The organism is Frateuria sp. sgz306004 (assembly GCF_057750885.1).
Window position 1 is genome coordinate 274,813 of the sequence record NZ_JBYLFE010000005.1, and the last position, 14,035, is coordinate 288,847.

Sequence of the window (14,035 nt, forward strand, 5' to 3'; positions counted from 1 at the left end):
CGGTAGTCCTCAAGCCACCGACGCCGTCGGCATGGAGAAACGCGCATGTGGCGTGGCCTCGGGCACGTCGCCCGTGCCCGGCTCGATCTGTACGAAGCAGCCCCGCTGCGGGTCGAACGCCTTCAGTTCCGCATGCTCGATGTCATACACCCAGCCGTGAATGCTGAGCTGGCCACTGGCAAGCGCGGCGGCCACTGCAGGCAGGGTGCGCAAGTTTTCCAACTGGCTCACTACGTTCTCCTGCGTCAGGCTGCGCAGACCGACCAGGCCCTGCAGGCCAGGTCCGTTCTGCTGCACCACGTAGCGAGCCACGTCGGCGTGCTTCATCCACGCCGCCACTGAGGGCATGTCCTGCACCAGTTCCGGATGCTGCAGCGCCTTCATGGCGCCGCAGTCGGAGTGGCCGCAGATCACGATGTGACGCACCTTGAGTACTTTCACCGCGTACTCGATGGCGGCCACCACGCCGCTGACGTGCTGCGCATAGGGCGGCACGATGTTGCCGATATTGCGGTAGACGAATAGCTCGCCGGGCTGCGAGGAGAACATCATCTCCGGCATCACGCGCGAGTCGGCGCACGTAATGAACATGGTGCTGGGGCTTTGGCCGCTGGCCAGCTTCTTGAACAGCTCGCGCTGGGCGGGAAACACATCATTGCGAAACTGCTCGAAACCTTCGATCAAACGCTTCATGGGAAAACTCCAGGCAATACGGGACCACGACGCCAGCGCACAACGAGCACGCCATGGATCGGCATCGAACGAAAAAGGGGTAACGAGGCGCACGCGACCACTCATGCGCAACACGCGCATATCAGGCGGACGAATACGAACCGGAGTGCGTCGGGAGCCTGGCGTGCAACGCGCACGCGCAAGCGATCAGACGCGAGTCGCCTCAGCGACGAGAATCAAACGACTTCGGGAGGACGAAGCAGGCGGCCGGGATCGTGCTGGCCCACATCGTAGGGACCATCACCGGGACGCTGGGTGGGCATGGGAGCCCACAGGCGGACAAAGTCCGGCAAGTGGATGATGTCATCCAGGTTGCCGCTACCGTTACCGCTGTTGTCTTCGCGCGTGTCGTCGACCAACTTGCCAGGTGCATCGTCGTTGGCATCGGCCTGCAAATCGCTCGCCAATACCACGTGCGCAGCCTGCGCATCGCTCTGCCCGGCCGCAAGCGGCAGCGGACGCACCGGCGTGCCAACCAGCAACAGCAGGCTGAACACGTACGCCAGTACAACGGCAAAGGGAAAGCGGGAAAGACGCGAAGTCATTGGGACAAACTATCGGAAACGCAGCCTGAATCGCAAGTCTTTACGGCGATATTTTTCAGCTAGTTCTCATTGATACAGGAAACGTTTAGCCTTCCGTTTGATTCGCATCGCGCACAAACGGAAACGGCGGGCATAGCCCGCCGTTCCTCCATCCTTGGGTCGAACTCCCTTGCGATAGCCGTACCGCCGCTTAGAACGGGTAGTAGCGGAAAGAGGTGAAGAACATATCTTCCTTGGCCTTCGGCGACGCGGCACCGTTGACCAGCACGCCGTTGACGAAGCCCTGACCGGCGAAGGCTTCCTTCTCGGTGTGCGAGTACTGAGCGCCAAACTGCATGCGACCGAACTTGCCCTGGTAGAACTTCCACCAGAAGCCAGCCGTGCCCTGCCAGATGTCCTTGGCGTTGCCCACGCAGGTGCCACCGGCGATGTCGCAGCCGCTGTTGTTGTAGGCCGGGTTGCCATAGCCCAGGGCAACGTTGCCGGCGGCCGTGGCGTAGTTGAAGTCCTTCTTGCTGGCCGCTTCGCGACCGCCGAACAGGTAGACGTCGATATCGGAGTTGGCGTGCCAGGTCAGGCCGCTCAGCACCATGTTCTCCTTGATGGGAGACAGGCTGCCATAGGGGCTGAAGGTCACGTCGGAGAGCTGGGCGCTGCCGTAGCGGCCAATGCCCTTGCCCGACATGCCGGAGAACTGCCAGTCGAGGGTCTTCTCGATCAGCGGCAGCACCACGCCAAGGCCCCAACCGCCACCCCAGGTGGTGTTGTTGCCGTTGCCGTAGCGGTTGTAGAAGGCGCGGCCCAGGCCGAACACTTCGTAATGGCCGTAGCCCGGATCAGCCGCGAACTTCACCACCACATCGGGGATGTGGTTGAGCGACAGCGTATTGGCCGAGTCGAAGCCCGAGCCAGCGGTGATGTTGTACGCCTGCTGCTGAACCGGCGCCTTGGACTGGTTCGGGCTGGTGTAGAACGTGGTCTGCGGGTTCTCGATCGAGATACCCAGCCAGTACTTCTTGTCCCAATCCTTGACCAGGCGAATCTGTGCCTGACGGGCCCAGCTGAAGCCCGGGATGTACTGTGCGTCGATCTGCGGCGGAGTCAGCTCGGTGCGCGGGGTGATGCCCTTGCTGTTGAGCGTGAGCAGCGACCAGTTCTGACCGGCCAGCAGGTGCAGGCCCTGATTGTCCCAATCGGAGGTCAGGTAAACGTTGCGCATGCGCGGGTTGAACGAGTTGCTCTCGTTCGAGTTCGCGGTCTGGGCGCCGCCCAGGAAGTCCATTTCGATGTAGCCGGCCAAGTGGGTGTTCGGATCCACGTCACCCTGGGCCAGGGCCGACAGGCGGCTCTGACGGGCGCTCATGCGGAACTCGCTCATGTGGGCGGTCTGCACGTTCTTGAACGGGATGGCGCTGTAGTTGGAGGCGATGTCGGCGCCTTCCTGATGCGAGCGGTAGATCGTTTCAGCCGCGAGGAAGCCGCCCAGCGTGATGTTCACGCCCTTGTAGGCGATCTTGTCCTGCGACTTCTTGACGGTGGCGTCGGTCGCGGCGACCTGCTTCTGCACCTGCTCCACGGCCTGGCCGGTGGAAACGTTGATGTCAGACTGCGCATCCGTGCGCTGCTCCAGTTCCACCATCTTCGCCTGCAGGGCCTGCAACTGGGCCTTCAGCGCTTCGATTTCAGCGGCCTGCGAAGACTGAGAGGTGCTGGTCTTCGTGGTCGACTTGGCCGGCGCCGGATCGGCGACGACATGGAAGCTGGTAACGCCCAATGCGGCAGCAACGGCTACCGCGAGCATCTTGGAACGCATGGAAATTCTCCGCATGTAGGTAGGATTCGCCTGAGCCGCCCCCTTTGATCCCCTTCGATCTCTGGCTGCCCAAGCACGATCGGTGCGCAGAATGGGCTTGCGCGTTTACCGTTATGTGCCCGTTATGTGACAGAACGAAGACATTCGCCCACGCACGTCCCCAAAACGACATACCAGGCGGCAGGCCGGGAGGCGCGCGGCAGGTAGGCGCCGGCTGATATGCTTTATCTATGGATAACCTCTGCAACAGCATGGCCGACCGCATGGTCGAGCGATTCCGTGGCTTTCTGCCAGTGATCGTGGATGTGGAAACCGGCGGATTCGACGCCGAACGCGACGCCCTGCTGGAAATTGCCGCCGTCGTGCTGCACATGACGCCGGAGGGCTATCTGCAGCCCATGCCCGCCGTGGCGGCCCACGTGGAGCCCTTCCCCGGCGCCAATATCGACCCCCGCGCCCTGGAAGTGACCGGCATCGACCCGGACAACCCGCTACGCGGCGCCCTCGACGAGCGCCTGGCGCTGGACCATGTGTTCAAGCCCATCCGCGAGGCCATGCGCGACATGGATTGCCAGCGCGCCATCCTGGTGGGTCACAACGCCGCGTTCGACCTGGGGTTCCTCAACGCCGCCGTGCGCCGCTGCGGCCACAAGCGCAACCCCTTCCACCCATTCAGTTGCTTCGACACGGCCACCTTGAGCGGCCTCGCGTTCGGGCAAACCGTGCTGAGCAAGGCCGTGCAGGCGGCCGGCATCCCCTTCGACACGCGGGAAGCACATTCGGCCATTTATGATGCGGAGCGCACCGCCGAGCTGTTCTGCACCATCGTCAATCGCTGGCGCCGGCTGGAGGTTTTCGAGCGCGACCAGATCGGCGTTGAATCGACGTAAGGGCCGGAACGTCCGGAACCCCAGGCTGCAACGGCGGCCTTAATGTGTTTTTTATCAGCGAGATATGACAGTCGCGCGCTAACTGTCATATGGCTGAAACATTGAACTCATTTCATTGCAACACGCCACGCATGAAATAGCGACGGGCGGGAATCCCCCGAGACCCTTATTCGCTAAGGAGCAACCGTGTTGACCTCAACCAAGTATCTGTCCCGCATCGGCACCACGGCGGTGTTCGCGGCGGCCTCGCTGTTCGGCATGTCGGCGCACGCCACCGACATCACTGGTGCCGGTTCGAGCTTCGTCTATCCGGTGCTCTCCAAGTGGTCGGCGAACTACGCCGAGAAGACCGGCAACAAGCTCAACTACCAGTCCGTCGGCTCGGGCGCCGGCGTGGCGCAGATCAAGGAAGGCACCATCGATTTCGGCGCCACCGACGCACCGGTGAAGGCTGAAGACCTGGCCCAGTACGGCCTGGGCCAGTTCCCGGTAGTGGTGGGCGGTATCGTGCCGGTGGTGAATATCCCGGGCATCGAAGCCGGCCAGGTCAAGCTGGACGGCGCCACCCTCGCCGACATCTTTCTCGGCAAGATCACCATGTGGAACGACCCCAAGATCGCCGCGATGAACGCTGGCGTGAACCTGCCGGCCAAGAAGATCACCGTCGTGCACCGCTCCGATGGTTCGGGCACCTCGTTCAACTTCACCAACTACCTGTCCAAGGTCAGCAATGACTGGGCGACCAAGGTGAAGTTCGGCACGGCCGTGGAGTGGCCGACCGGCGTGGGCGGCAAGGGCAACGAGGGCGTGTCGCAGTACGTCAAGCAGATCGTCGGTTCGATCGGCTACGTCGAATACGCCTATGCCGTGAAGAACAAGATCAGCTGGGTGAACCTGAAGAACGCCGCCGGCCAGGTCGTGGCGCCGAGCGCCGAGGCCTTCGCCGCCGCTGCTGCCACCGCGGACTGGGGCAGCGCCAAGGACTTCAACGTGATCATGACCAACGCCTCCGGTGCGCAGGCATGGCCGATCACGGCCACCACCTGGGTGGTGATGTACAAGAAGCCGAAGAACGCCGAGCACACCAAGGTGGCCTTCGAATTCTTCAAGTGGGCGCTGGAGAGCGGCCAGAAGGACGCCGCCTCGCTCGACTATGTCGCGCTGCCGGACACCTTGGTCAAGAAGATCGAGGCTTACTGGAGCACCGAATACAAGCACTAAGGTGCAGCGCCCCGCCAGTCACGCAACGGCAATGCGCGGGGCCTACCTTGAACGCTTGATCGCACGGCATAGGCCGCCCGACTCACCTCGGGCGGCCTGTTGTTGAAAGGCGCCGCCAACGGGCGCATCGTCCAATGATCCGGCATGGCTCGCAGGCCGACCGGGGCAGACCGCTGAGGAAATCTCTGCACATGCAAGCGAATGTAGGCGCTGTCGCCTCGACCGTGGTCCAGGAAGCCCGCGCGCACCGCGATGCGCGGCATGATCGCCTGTTCGGCTGGTTGCTCAAGGGCTGCGCCCTACTGGTGCTGGCCTGCCTGCTCGGCGCCGCCGGCGCCACGCTATGGGGTGGACGCCACGCATTCGGCACCTTCGGCTGGCATTTCCTGGTCAGCGACGCCTGGGACCCGGGTTCGGACACCTACGGCGCCCTGGTACCCGTCTACGGCACCATCGCCACCTCGCTCATTGCACTGCTGATCGCCGTGCCGGTGAGCTTTGGCATCGCCCTGTATCTTTCCGAGGTGGCGCCGACCTGGCTGCGTACGCCGGTGGCCTCGGCCATCGAGCTGCTGGCCGGCATCCCCTCGATCATCTACGGCATGTGGGGCCTCTTCATCTTTGCCCCCTTCTTCGCCGACCACATCAAGCCCTGGCTGACCAATTACCTGGGCGACAAGCCCGACGACGGCAAGCTGTCCTGGGTTGCCCAGCACGTTCCGTTCGTGGGCAAGCTGTTCGGCAGCGACTATCCGTTCGGCGCCAGCATCCTCACGGCCGGCATCGTGCTGGCGGTGATGATCATCCCCTTCATCTCCTCGGTGATGCGCGAGGTGTTCCAGACGGTGCCGTCGCGCCTGAAGGAATCGGCCTATGCGCTGGGGTCCAGCACGTGGGAAGTGGCATGGGACATCGTGCTGCCTTACACCCGCTCGGCGGTGATCGGCGGCATCTTCCTTGGCCTGGGCCGTGCGCTGGGCGAGACCATGGCGGTCACCTTCGTGCTGGGCAACGCGATGAAGCTTTCGCCCTCCATCCTCGACCCGGGCGCCTCCATCGCCTCCACCATCGCCAACCAGTTCAGCGAAGCGGCCGGCCTGCAGAAGTCCACCTTGATGGCGCTGGCCTTCCTGCTGTTCGTGGTGACCTTCTTCGTCTTGCTGATCGCGCGCTGGATGCTTCGCCAGATGGCGCATAAGGAGGGTCGCTGATGGCCACCAACAGCTTCCTGTACACCCGTCGGCGCATCAAGAACATGGTTGCGCTGGGCATGAGCATGCTGGCCACGCTGATCGGCCTGATGTTTCTCGCCTGGATCCTGTGGGAAACGCTGCGCCAGGGCATCGGCGCGCTGCATCCGCAGCTGTTCACCAAGATCACTGCCTACGGCGAAGACGGCGGCCTGGCCAACGCCATGGTCGGCAGCCTCATCGTGAACCTGATCGGCATCCTGATCGCCACGCCGATCGGCGTGCTGGCTGGCACCTGGCTGGCCGAGTATGCCAATGGCACCAAGCTGGGCGAGTCGATCCGCTTTCTCAATGACATTCTTCTATCGGCGCCGTCGATCGTGCTGGGCCTGTTCGTCTACACCATCGTGGTGCTGCCCACCACATCATTGACCAGCGGCTCCACCACCTTCTCCGGCTGGGCCGGTGGCGTGGCGCTGGCACTCATCGCCCTGCCGGTGATTGTGCGCACCTCCGACGAAATGCTGCGTCTGGTGCCCTCCACCCTGCGCGAGGCCGCGCTCTCTCTGGGTATTCCGCAGTGGAAGCTCACCACGCAGATTCTGATTCGTGCCGCACGCTCGGGCATCATCACCGGCGTATTGCTGGCGCTGGCGCGCATCAGCGGTGAAACCGCCCCGCTGCTGTTCACCGCCTTCGGCAACAACTACATGACGTTCAACCCCTCGGACAAGATGTCCAGCCTGCCGCAAATGATCTACCAGTACGCCAACGATCCGGGCGAGGCCTTGCATGCCATCGCCTGGGCCGGCGCTTTCGTGCTCACGATGTTCGTGCTGCTGCTGAGCCTGTCGTCCCGTTTGGTCCTTTCCCGCAACAAGGTGTCCCATGACTGAGTCCGCCGCCGCTGGCATCCACCCGCAGTCCGCGGCCACGCCTGCGCCGATCGCGCCCACCAAGCTCAAGGTGCGCGACCTACACTTCTACTACAACGGGTTCCATGCGCTGAAAGGCATCAACATGGATATCCCGGAGAAGAAGGTCACGGCCATCATCGGCCCCTCCGGCTGTGGCAAGTCCACCCTGCTCCGCATCTTCAACCGCATCTATGCGATCTACCCCAAGCTGGAAGCCAAGGGCGAGATCGTGCTCGACGACGAGAACATCCTCGACGCCAGCTATTCCATGAATCGCCTGCGCAGCAAGGTCGGCATGGTGTTCCAGAAGCCGGTGCCGTTCCCGATGACCATTTTCGAGAACGTGGCCTATGGCATTCGCCATCACGAAAAGCTGTCGCGTGCCGACATGGAAATTCGCGTGGAGCAGGCGCTGCGCAGCGCCGCCCTGTGGGACGAGGTGAAGGACAAGCTCAAGCAGAGCGCGCTGGGCCTCTCCGGCGGCCAGCAGCAGCGCCTGTGCATCGCCCGTGGCATCGCCCTCAAGCCCGAGGTGCTGTTGCTCGACGAACCCACCTCGGCACTCGACCCCATCGCTACCGGCCGCATCGAACAGTTGGTGGAAGAACTCAAGAGCCAGTACACCATCGTCATCGTCACCCACAACATGCAGCAAGCGGCGCGTTGCTCCGACCTCACCGCTTTCATGTACCTGGGCGAGCTGATCGAATTTGACCGTACCGAGCAGATCTTCACCAAGCCCGGCAAGAAGCAGACCGAAGACTACATCACCGGTCGTTTCGGCTGATCAGGCATGGCATGGGGAATGGTGTGTCGGGTATCGTCAAACGCCCGCCGACCGCCCCATGGGCTATTCCCGATTCTCTATTCCCGAGAAATCCATGAGCAAAGAACACATCATCAAGAGCTACGACGACGAGCTGACCCGCCTCACCGGTGAAATCGTCCGCATGGGCGAGCTCGCGGTGAGCCAGCTGGAGGCGGCCATCGACGTGATCGACCGCCGTGACGAGCGCGCTGCGCAGCACGTGGTCAACAACGACGACGCCATCGACCTGCTGGAGCAGGAAATCAGCCACGACGTGGTGCGCTTGCTTGCCCTGCGCGCGCCCATCGCCGGCGACTTGCGCAACGTGTTCGCGGCGCTGCGTATCGCCGCCGATATCGAGCGCATCGGCGATTACGCCGCCAACGTGGCCAAGCGCTCCATTCCGCTCTCGATGGTGGCGCCCATTGCCCCCACCAGCGGCCTCGGCTACCTGGCCGAACTGGCCGCGCAGGAAGTGCGCGACGTACTGGTGGCTTACCGCGACCGTGACGCCGAGCGCGCCTATCAGGTGTGGAAGGACGACGCCGAACTGGACGAGGCCTATACCGGCTACTTCCGCCAGTTGCTCACCTACATGATGGAAGACCCGCGCAACATCACGCCATGCACCCACCTGCTGTTCATGGCCAAAAACATCGAGCGCATCGGCGACCACGCGACCAACATTGCCGAAAACATCTGGTATCAGGTCAACGGTGAGCCGCTCACCGCGCAGCGCGCCAAGCGCGACTTCACCTCCAACCCGGAGTTGACCAAGCTAGGTCACAAGCAGGACTGACAGCCTGCACATAGCTCACGACAAAGCCCCGGCATGCCGGGGCTTTGTCGTTGGAAGACCGAGATTTCAGGCCGTACCGCTGGTGAGCTTGAGGCCGATCATGCCCAGCATTACCAAGCCCACGCAGGCCAGGCGCAACGGCGAGGCGGAGTCACCGAACAGCACGATGCCGAGAATGACAGCACCCACCGCGCCAATGCCGGTCCAGATGGCGTACGCCGTGCCGATGGGCAGGGACTTCACCGCCATCGCCAACAGGATGATGCTGGCCGTCATGGCCGATACGGTGATGACGCTGGGCCACAAACGACTGAAGCCTTCGGTGTATTTCAGGCCGACCGCCCAGACGATTTCAAACAGGCCGGCGAGTATCAGATAGATCCAGGGCATCACGCGACTCCTCTGGAAGAAGAGCAGGGTCGTCCCCGCAGTACCAACATGCATGCGGGGTCGTCCCCGCAGACTAACCCCGTTGCAGGGCCAGTCTGCCTATTGTATCGGACGAGGCTGAATGCCCCGTCAAGGCGTGAACTTGCTGCCCAACTCGCGCGCTTCGCGGCGCGCGCGCGTGGAGTGCACGATGCCGTAGATGCCAATGCCAACCCATGCCACCTGCATCAGGAACGCCGGCCAATTCATCGGCGCCACGCCGAACACCAAGGACAAAGCCACACCCAGCGCGCCCAGTACGTTCATCAGCTGATAGACCAGGCCATTGCCGTGCAACTTATGCGCCTGCAACAGCAGGAATGCCAACAGCACCAGCACCACGCCGATGTAGCCGGCCCAGTCATGCCACATGAAGGTCATCGCTTTTCACTCCTTTGGCGCAATGCTTCGAACAACACAATGCCAGTGGCCACGGAAACGTTGAGGCTCTCCATGGCGCCCGGCATGGGAATCTGTGCGACGAAATCGCAGGTTTCGCGGGTGAGTCGGCGCATGCCCTCACCTTCGCTTCCCAGTACCAGCGCCACCGGCCCGCGCATATCGATGTTGTAGATGGTGGAATCGGTGTCGCCGGCCAGGCCCGTGATCCACACGCCCGCGTCCTTGAGCGTGCGCAGCGCGCGCGCCAAGTTGGTAGCGGCGATCAAGGGCACGCGATCGGCACCGCCGGCCGAGGCGCGGCGCACCACTGGCGTCAAACCGACCGCGCGATCCTTCGGCACGATCACGGCCGTGACACCCGCGGCGGCCGCGCTGCGCAGGCAGGCGCCGAGATTGTGCGGATCGGTGACGCCATCGAGCACGAGCACCAATGCGTCACTGCCCGCGGCCTCCAGTAGTGCGGGAATATCGTTCTCCGAACCCATCGGCGGCGCCTCGTAGCGCGCCACCACACCTTGATGGCGTGCCTCGCCGGCCACGCGATCCAACTGCTCGCGCGGACGGTGATGCACCGGAATGTTGAGGGCCTTGGCCCGTGCGGCCAGTTCCTGCACGCGCGCGTTGCGCTGCCCGTTCTCCACCAGCACTTCGCGCACGCGCGAAGCGTCATTGCTCAATGCACCTTCGACCGGGTTGATCCCGACGATCCAGCTCTCGCTCATCGCTTACCTTTGTTCTTGTCGGCCTTGCGGCCCTTGGAAGTTGCCTTGACGGCGGCGGCCTTGGCGGCCTTGAGCTTGCCCTTGGCAGCGGCCTTTACCTTGCCGAACACACCTTTGGGCTTGGCACCCTTGTGCTCCGCGACCGTGTCCTTGGGCGCACCCCACGAGCGGGACGCCGCCGGCGCGGCATTATCGCGCGCGGACGCCGGTGCCGTCGCCTTGCCCCGCTTGGGCAGGGAATAGCGGTCGCCAGCGGCAGCATAGTCGTAGCGGCGCTCGGTACGGGGTGGCGCCTCGGCCTTCTCTTTGCGCGGCGAAACGAGCCGGAAGTCGATCTTGCGATCTTCCAGCGAGGCACGCAGCACCTGCACATGCACGTGATCGCCCAAGCGGAACTGGGCGCCACTGCGCTCACCCTTCAAAAGGTGACGCACCGGATCGAAGTGGTAATAGTCGTTGGACAACTGGCTGATATGCACCAAACCGGAAACCTTGGACTCGTCCAGCTCCACGAACAGGCCGAACGATGTAACGCCCGTCACCGTGCCGGCGAACTCGCTGCCGACATGCTTGGACATCCAGGCGCACTTGAAGCGCTCGTCCACATCACGCTCGGCCTCTTCCGCGCGCCGCTCGCGCTGCGAGCAGTGCACCGCCATGGAGGCCATTTCCCCCGCACTGTACGCATAGGCCGAGGGCTTGCCACCACCTATCGCGTAGCGAATGGCACGGTGCACCAGCAGGTCCGGATAACGGCGAATGGGCGAGGTGAAATGTGCGTAGGCTTCCAGCGCCAGGCCAAAGTGGCCGCGGTTATCCGGCTGATAGGCCGCCAGGCTCTGCGCGCGTAGCAATACCGACTGGATCAGCTCGCGCTCCGGGCGATCCTGCACCTGGCGAAGCACGTTAGAGAAATCGGCCGGGGTCACCTGCTCTACCGGCGGCATGCGCAGCTTGAACTCACGCAGGAACTGCAGCAGGTCTTCGTACTTTTCGGCCGGCGGCGGCTCGTGCGCACGGAACAGCGCGGGAATGCCCTTCTTTTCCAGGAACAAGGCCGCCTGCACGTTGGCGGCGATCATGCACTCCTCGATCAGCTTGTGTGCGTCGTTGCGCTCGGTGGCGCCCATGGCCTCCACCTCGCCGCGCTGGTCGAGGCGGAACTTCACTTCCGGTGTTTCGAAATCGATGGCACCACGACGCTTGCGTTGCGCGGCCATCAACTTGTACAGCGCATGCAGATGTTCAACGTGCGGCAGTACGTCGGCCAGCTCCTGACGTGCATCGGCATCGTTGAGGCCAATGGCCTGCCATACGCGGTCATAGGTGAGGCGTGCATGCGAGCGCATCACCGCGTCGTAGAACTTGGAGCGGGTAACCTCGCCTTCGGCATTGATGTGCATATCGCACACCATGCATAGGCGCTCGACCTTGGGATTAAGCGAGCAGATGCCGTTGGAGAGCGTCTCGGGCAGCATCGGCACCACGAAACCGGGGAAATAGGTGGAGGTGCTGCGCTCGCGGGCTTCCTTGTCGAGCACGGTGCCTACTTGAACGTAATGCGACACGTCCGCGATGGCCACCACCAGGCGATAACCGCCCCCGCGCTTGGGTTCGGCAAAAACGGCATCGTCGAAATCGCGCGCATCGGCGCCATCGATGGTGACCAGCGGCAGCGCTCGCAGATCCACACGCCCTTCCCGCTCGGCGGCGGTGACCTGCGGCTCCACCTGGGCAGCTTCGCGCATGACCGTATCGGGCCACTCGTGCGGCAGGTCGTAGCTGGCGATGGCCATTTCCACCAGCAACGACGGCTGCAGACGCTCACCCAGCACCGCGCGAATCGCGCCCATGGGGCCACGATGCGCCGTGGGCGGGTCGGTGATCTCGACCACCACGATCTGGCCCGAGCGCGCCCCCATGTCCTGGCCGGGCAGGATCATCACATCCTGGTGCAGGCGGCGATCATCCGGCGCCACCAGCACCACGCCGTTTTCCTGCACCACGCGGCCCACGAGGCGCGGCGAGCGGCGTTGCAGTACCTCGACGATGGCGCCCTGCTTGCGACCACGCCGGTCGATGCCGACCACGCTGGCCAGCACGCGGTCGCCGTGCAGCACGGGGCGCATCTGTTGCGGCGACAGATAGAGATCGTCGCCGCCATCGTCCGGGCGCAGGAAACCATAGCCTTCGGCATTGGCCAGCACCACGCCGGGAATCAGGTCGAGCTTGTTGGCCGGCGCATAGCCGCCGCGACGCCCCAGCAGCAACTGGCCATCGCGCACCATGGCACCCAGGCGCTTGCGCAGTGCACTGAGGTCGTATTCGTCGTGCAGCGAGAGCGCCTCGGCAATACGCGCCTCGGTCAGCAATTCGCCGCGCGCCTCAAGCAAGGCCAGGATGGCCTCGCGGCTGGGAATGGGGCGTTCGTAGCGCTGTGCTTCGCGCTCGGCCTGAGGGTCAGCCACCGTGCCGACACGGCCCAGCGACGGGTCGAGCGCGGAACGCTTGGCGCGCGGGGCTGCCTTGGACGGCGCCTTGGGGCCGCGCGCGGTATCCGATCGCTTCTGACGGGGTTCTTTCTTTTTGCTCACTTCCTTGCCTTTTATTTTGTTCTTATGAGGGTGGCGGAGCGCGTCTGCGGCGATCCGATGAAAAATCAGTGAAAGAATAGTTGACAACCTCCCGCAACACCCCTAAATTACGCGGCTCACGCAGCTAACTAAGCGCGTGACACCTGCCCAGGTGGCGGAATTGGTAGACGCACTAGTTTCAGGTACTAGCGGGTAAAACCGTGGAGGTTCGAGTCCTCTCCTGGGCACCAATTGTAAACGAAGCCCGCAGCGATGCGGGCTTTGTTGTTTCTGGAGTTTGCTCATCGCACACGTCGATTCGGCCACGATCGATCGATGCAGCCCGCGCAACGCGAGCGCTGACGACATGCACATTGCGCCGCCGTGAGACACGCGGTGACGTCGAGATCGCCACCCGCCTCCGAGAAAACCTCGAGGTCGTAGTCACCTCGCCAGCTCGCACAACTTGGCGCTCAAGGCGCCGCTGCACCGTCCACCACTTCGATGGCAGTGACATTGCGCACCCAGCGTGCCGGGCGGGTATCGCCGGGCACCAATAGACGGAATGGGCCATCCTCGCCCAAGGGTTTGCCGTCGCGTTCGTCCACCAGCATCACGTTGGCATGACCCAGCGAGGGGGCGAGTTCACCCAGGCCAAAGACCACCTGGTAGTGGTCGGCGGCAGTCACCCGCACGTACTGGGCCAGCGCGCGACCGCGCAACTTGTCCAGCGGCAGGCCTGCTCGCTTGAGTACATCCACTAACGCCACGCCACGCCATGTCGATGGCGCCTCGTCGTGTGCCTTGGCGGAAACCTCCGTATGCGCCAGCGCGGATAGCCCTTGTCGGCTGGCTTGCCATGTGGGCTGGCCGGGCACGCTCACGCGCACGGCATCCGTTGCGCCAGCCGCCCAGGCCAATGCCATCAACACGACGAACATGATCGAAGCCAGACCCTGCCGCATCGCCATCCTCCCATGATTTTCACGCCCGC

Annotated in this window: 14 protein-coding genes and 1 tRNA gene; 7 read left to right on the top strand and 8 right to left on the bottom strand. The window is 63.5% G+C overall.

Annotation, left to right across the window (positions count from 1 at the left end):
- Positions 1 to 9: 9 nt before the first annotated feature.
- From AC3G2C_RS12670 to AC3G2C_RS12680, 3 genes are all read right to left on the bottom strand, one after another.
- Positions 10 to 693, bottom strand: a complete 684-nt coding sequence (locus tag AC3G2C_RS12670; RefSeq protein ID WP_488384972.1) for a carbonic anhydrase — start codon at positions 691 to 693, stop codon at positions 10 to 12.
- A 215-nt stretch (positions 694 to 908) separates the two neighbouring features.
- Positions 909 to 1,277, bottom strand: a complete 369-nt coding sequence (locus tag AC3G2C_RS12675) for a hypothetical protein (protein ID WP_488384973.1) — start codon at positions 1,275 to 1,277, stop codon at positions 909 to 911.
- 190 nt (positions 1,278 to 1,467) lie between these two features.
- Positions 1,468 to 3,090, bottom strand: a complete 1,623-nt coding sequence (locus tag AC3G2C_RS12680) for a hypothetical protein (protein ID WP_488384974.1) — start codon at positions 3,088 to 3,090, stop codon at positions 1,468 to 1,470.
- 230 nt (positions 3,091 to 3,320) lie between these two features.
- Between AC3G2C_RS12680 and rnt the strand changes: the two genes are divergently transcribed.
- The 6 genes from rnt (at position 3,321) to phoU (ending at position 8,915) form a co-directional block, all read left to right on the top strand.
- Complete coding sequence (gene rnt, locus AC3G2C_RS12685) at positions 3,321 to 3,980, top strand: ribonuclease T (protein WP_488384975.1); 660 nt, start codon at positions 3,321 to 3,323, stop codon at positions 3,978 to 3,980.
- Between the two features lie 189 nt (positions 3,981 to 4,169).
- Positions 4,170 to 5,201, top strand: coding sequence for a phosphate ABC transporter substrate-binding protein PstS (pstS, locus tag AC3G2C_RS12690; protein ID WP_488385194.1), 1,032 nt, complete (start codon positions 4,170 to 4,172; stop codon positions 5,199 to 5,201).
- A gap of 191 nt (positions 5,202 to 5,392) precedes the next feature.
- A complete protein-coding gene (pstC, locus tag AC3G2C_RS12695) occupies positions 5,393 to 6,412 on the top strand; it encodes a phosphate ABC transporter permease subunit PstC (RefSeq protein WP_488384976.1) in 1,020 nt (339 codons plus the stop codon).
- Positions 6,412 to 7,287, top strand: coding sequence for a phosphate ABC transporter permease PstA (gene pstA, locus AC3G2C_RS12700; protein ID WP_488384977.1), 876 nt, complete (start codon positions 6,412 to 6,414; stop codon positions 7,285 to 7,287). The genes pstC and pstA overlap by 1 nt, the downstream gene beginning before the upstream one ends.
- Entirely contained in the window at positions 7,280 to 8,095 is an 816-nt protein-coding gene (pstB, locus tag AC3G2C_RS12705) for a phosphate ABC transporter ATP-binding protein PstB (RefSeq protein WP_488384978.1), read from the top strand. Before pstA ends, pstB begins: the two co-directional genes overlap by 8 nt.
- A 94-nt stretch (positions 8,096 to 8,189) precedes the next feature.
- The gene (gene phoU / locus AC3G2C_RS12710) at positions 8,190 to 8,915 is read left to right on the top strand and encodes a phosphate signaling complex protein PhoU (RefSeq protein ID WP_488384979.1); all 726 of its coding nucleotides are present in this window, start codon (positions 8,190 to 8,192) and stop codon (positions 8,913 to 8,915) included.
- A 66-nt stretch (positions 8,916 to 8,981) separates the two neighbouring features.
- Here the strand turns inward: phoU and sugE are convergent, their stop codons facing one another.
- The 4 genes from sugE to rnr all read right to left on the bottom strand — a co-directional run bounded on the left by sugE (position 8,982) and on the right by rnr (position 13,062).
- Positions 8,982 to 9,305 (bottom strand): quaternary ammonium compound efflux SMR transporter SugE, encoded by a 324-nt coding sequence (gene sugE, locus AC3G2C_RS12715; RefSeq protein ID WP_488384980.1) that lies wholly within the window; start codon positions 9,303 to 9,305, stop codon positions 8,982 to 8,984.
- Between the two features lie 129 nt (positions 9,306 to 9,434).
- Positions 9,435 to 9,725: a CBU_0592 family membrane protein gene (locus tag AC3G2C_RS12720; RefSeq protein ID WP_488384981.1), complete on the bottom strand. Its 291-nt coding sequence runs from the start codon at positions 9,723 to 9,725 to the stop codon at positions 9,435 to 9,437.
- The gene (rlmB, locus tag AC3G2C_RS12725) at positions 9,722 to 10,468 is read right to left on the bottom strand and encodes a 23S rRNA (guanosine(2251)-2'-O)-methyltransferase RlmB (protein WP_488384982.1); all 747 of its coding nucleotides are present in this window, start codon (positions 10,466 to 10,468) and stop codon (positions 9,722 to 9,724) included. The genes AC3G2C_RS12720 and rlmB overlap by 4 nt, the downstream gene beginning before the upstream one ends.
- The gene (rnr, locus tag AC3G2C_RS12730) at positions 10,465 to 13,062 is read right to left on the bottom strand and encodes a ribonuclease R (protein ID WP_488384983.1); all 2,598 of its coding nucleotides are present in this window, start codon (positions 13,060 to 13,062) and stop codon (positions 10,465 to 10,467) included. The genes rlmB and rnr overlap by 4 nt, the downstream gene beginning before the upstream one ends.
- Positions 13,063 to 13,207: 145 nt before the next feature.
- On the opposite strand from rnr, the gene AC3G2C_RS12735 reads away from it, so the two are divergent.
- Positions 13,208 to 13,292 (top strand) — tRNA-Leu (locus AC3G2C_RS12735).
- Positions 13,293 to 13,514: 222 nt separating this feature from the next.
- Here the strand turns inward: AC3G2C_RS12735 and AC3G2C_RS12740 are convergent.
- A complete protein-coding gene (locus AC3G2C_RS12740) occupies positions 13,515 to 14,006 on the bottom strand; it encodes a molybdopterin-dependent oxidoreductase (protein WP_488384984.1) in 492 nt (163 codons plus the stop codon).
- Positions 14,007 to 14,035: the final 29 nt, after the last annotated feature.

Excerpts from the sequence above, each read along its gene's own strand:
- AC3G2C_RS12670 (WP_488384972.1), bottom strand. The coding sequence starts at position 693 with ATGAAGCGTTTGATCGAAGGTTTCGAGCAGTTTCGCAATGATGTGTTT.
- AC3G2C_RS12675 (WP_488384973.1), bottom strand. The coding sequence starts at position 1,277 with ATGACTTCGCGTCTTTCCCGCTTTCCCTTTGCCGTTGTACTGGCGTAC.
- AC3G2C_RS12680 (WP_488384974.1), bottom strand. The coding sequence starts at position 3,090 with ATGCGTTCCAAGATGCTCGCGGTAGCCGTTGCTGCCGCATTGGGCGTT.
- rnt (WP_488384975.1), top strand. The coding sequence starts at position 3,321 with ATGGATAACCTCTGCAACAGCATGGCCGACCGCATGGTCGAGCGATTC.
- pstC (WP_488384976.1), top strand. The coding sequence starts at position 5,393 with ATGCAAGCGAATGTAGGCGCTGTCGCCTCGACCGTGGTCCAGGAAGCC.
- pstA (WP_488384977.1), top strand. The coding sequence starts at position 6,412 with ATGGCCACCAACAGCTTCCTGTACACCCGTCGGCGCATCAAGAACATG.
- pstB (WP_488384978.1), top strand. The coding sequence starts at position 7,280 with ATGACTGAGTCCGCCGCCGCTGGCATCCACCCGCAGTCCGCGGCCACG.
- phoU (WP_488384979.1), top strand. The coding sequence starts at position 8,190 with ATGAGCAAAGAACACATCATCAAGAGCTACGACGACGAGCTGACCCGC.
- sugE (WP_488384980.1), bottom strand. The coding sequence starts at position 9,305 with ATGCCCTGGATCTATCTGATACTCGCCGGCCTGTTTGAAATCGTCTGG.
- AC3G2C_RS12720 (WP_488384981.1), bottom strand. The coding sequence starts at position 9,725 with ATGACCTTCATGTGGCATGACTGGGCCGGCTACATCGGCGTGGTGCTG.
- rlmB (WP_488384982.1), bottom strand. The coding sequence starts at position 10,468 with ATGAGCGAGAGCTGGATCGTCGGGATCAACCCGGTCGAAGGTGCATTG.
- AC3G2C_RS12740 (WP_488384984.1), bottom strand. The coding sequence starts at position 14,006 with ATGCGGCAGGGTCTGGCTTCGATCATGTTCGTCGTGTTGATGGCATTG.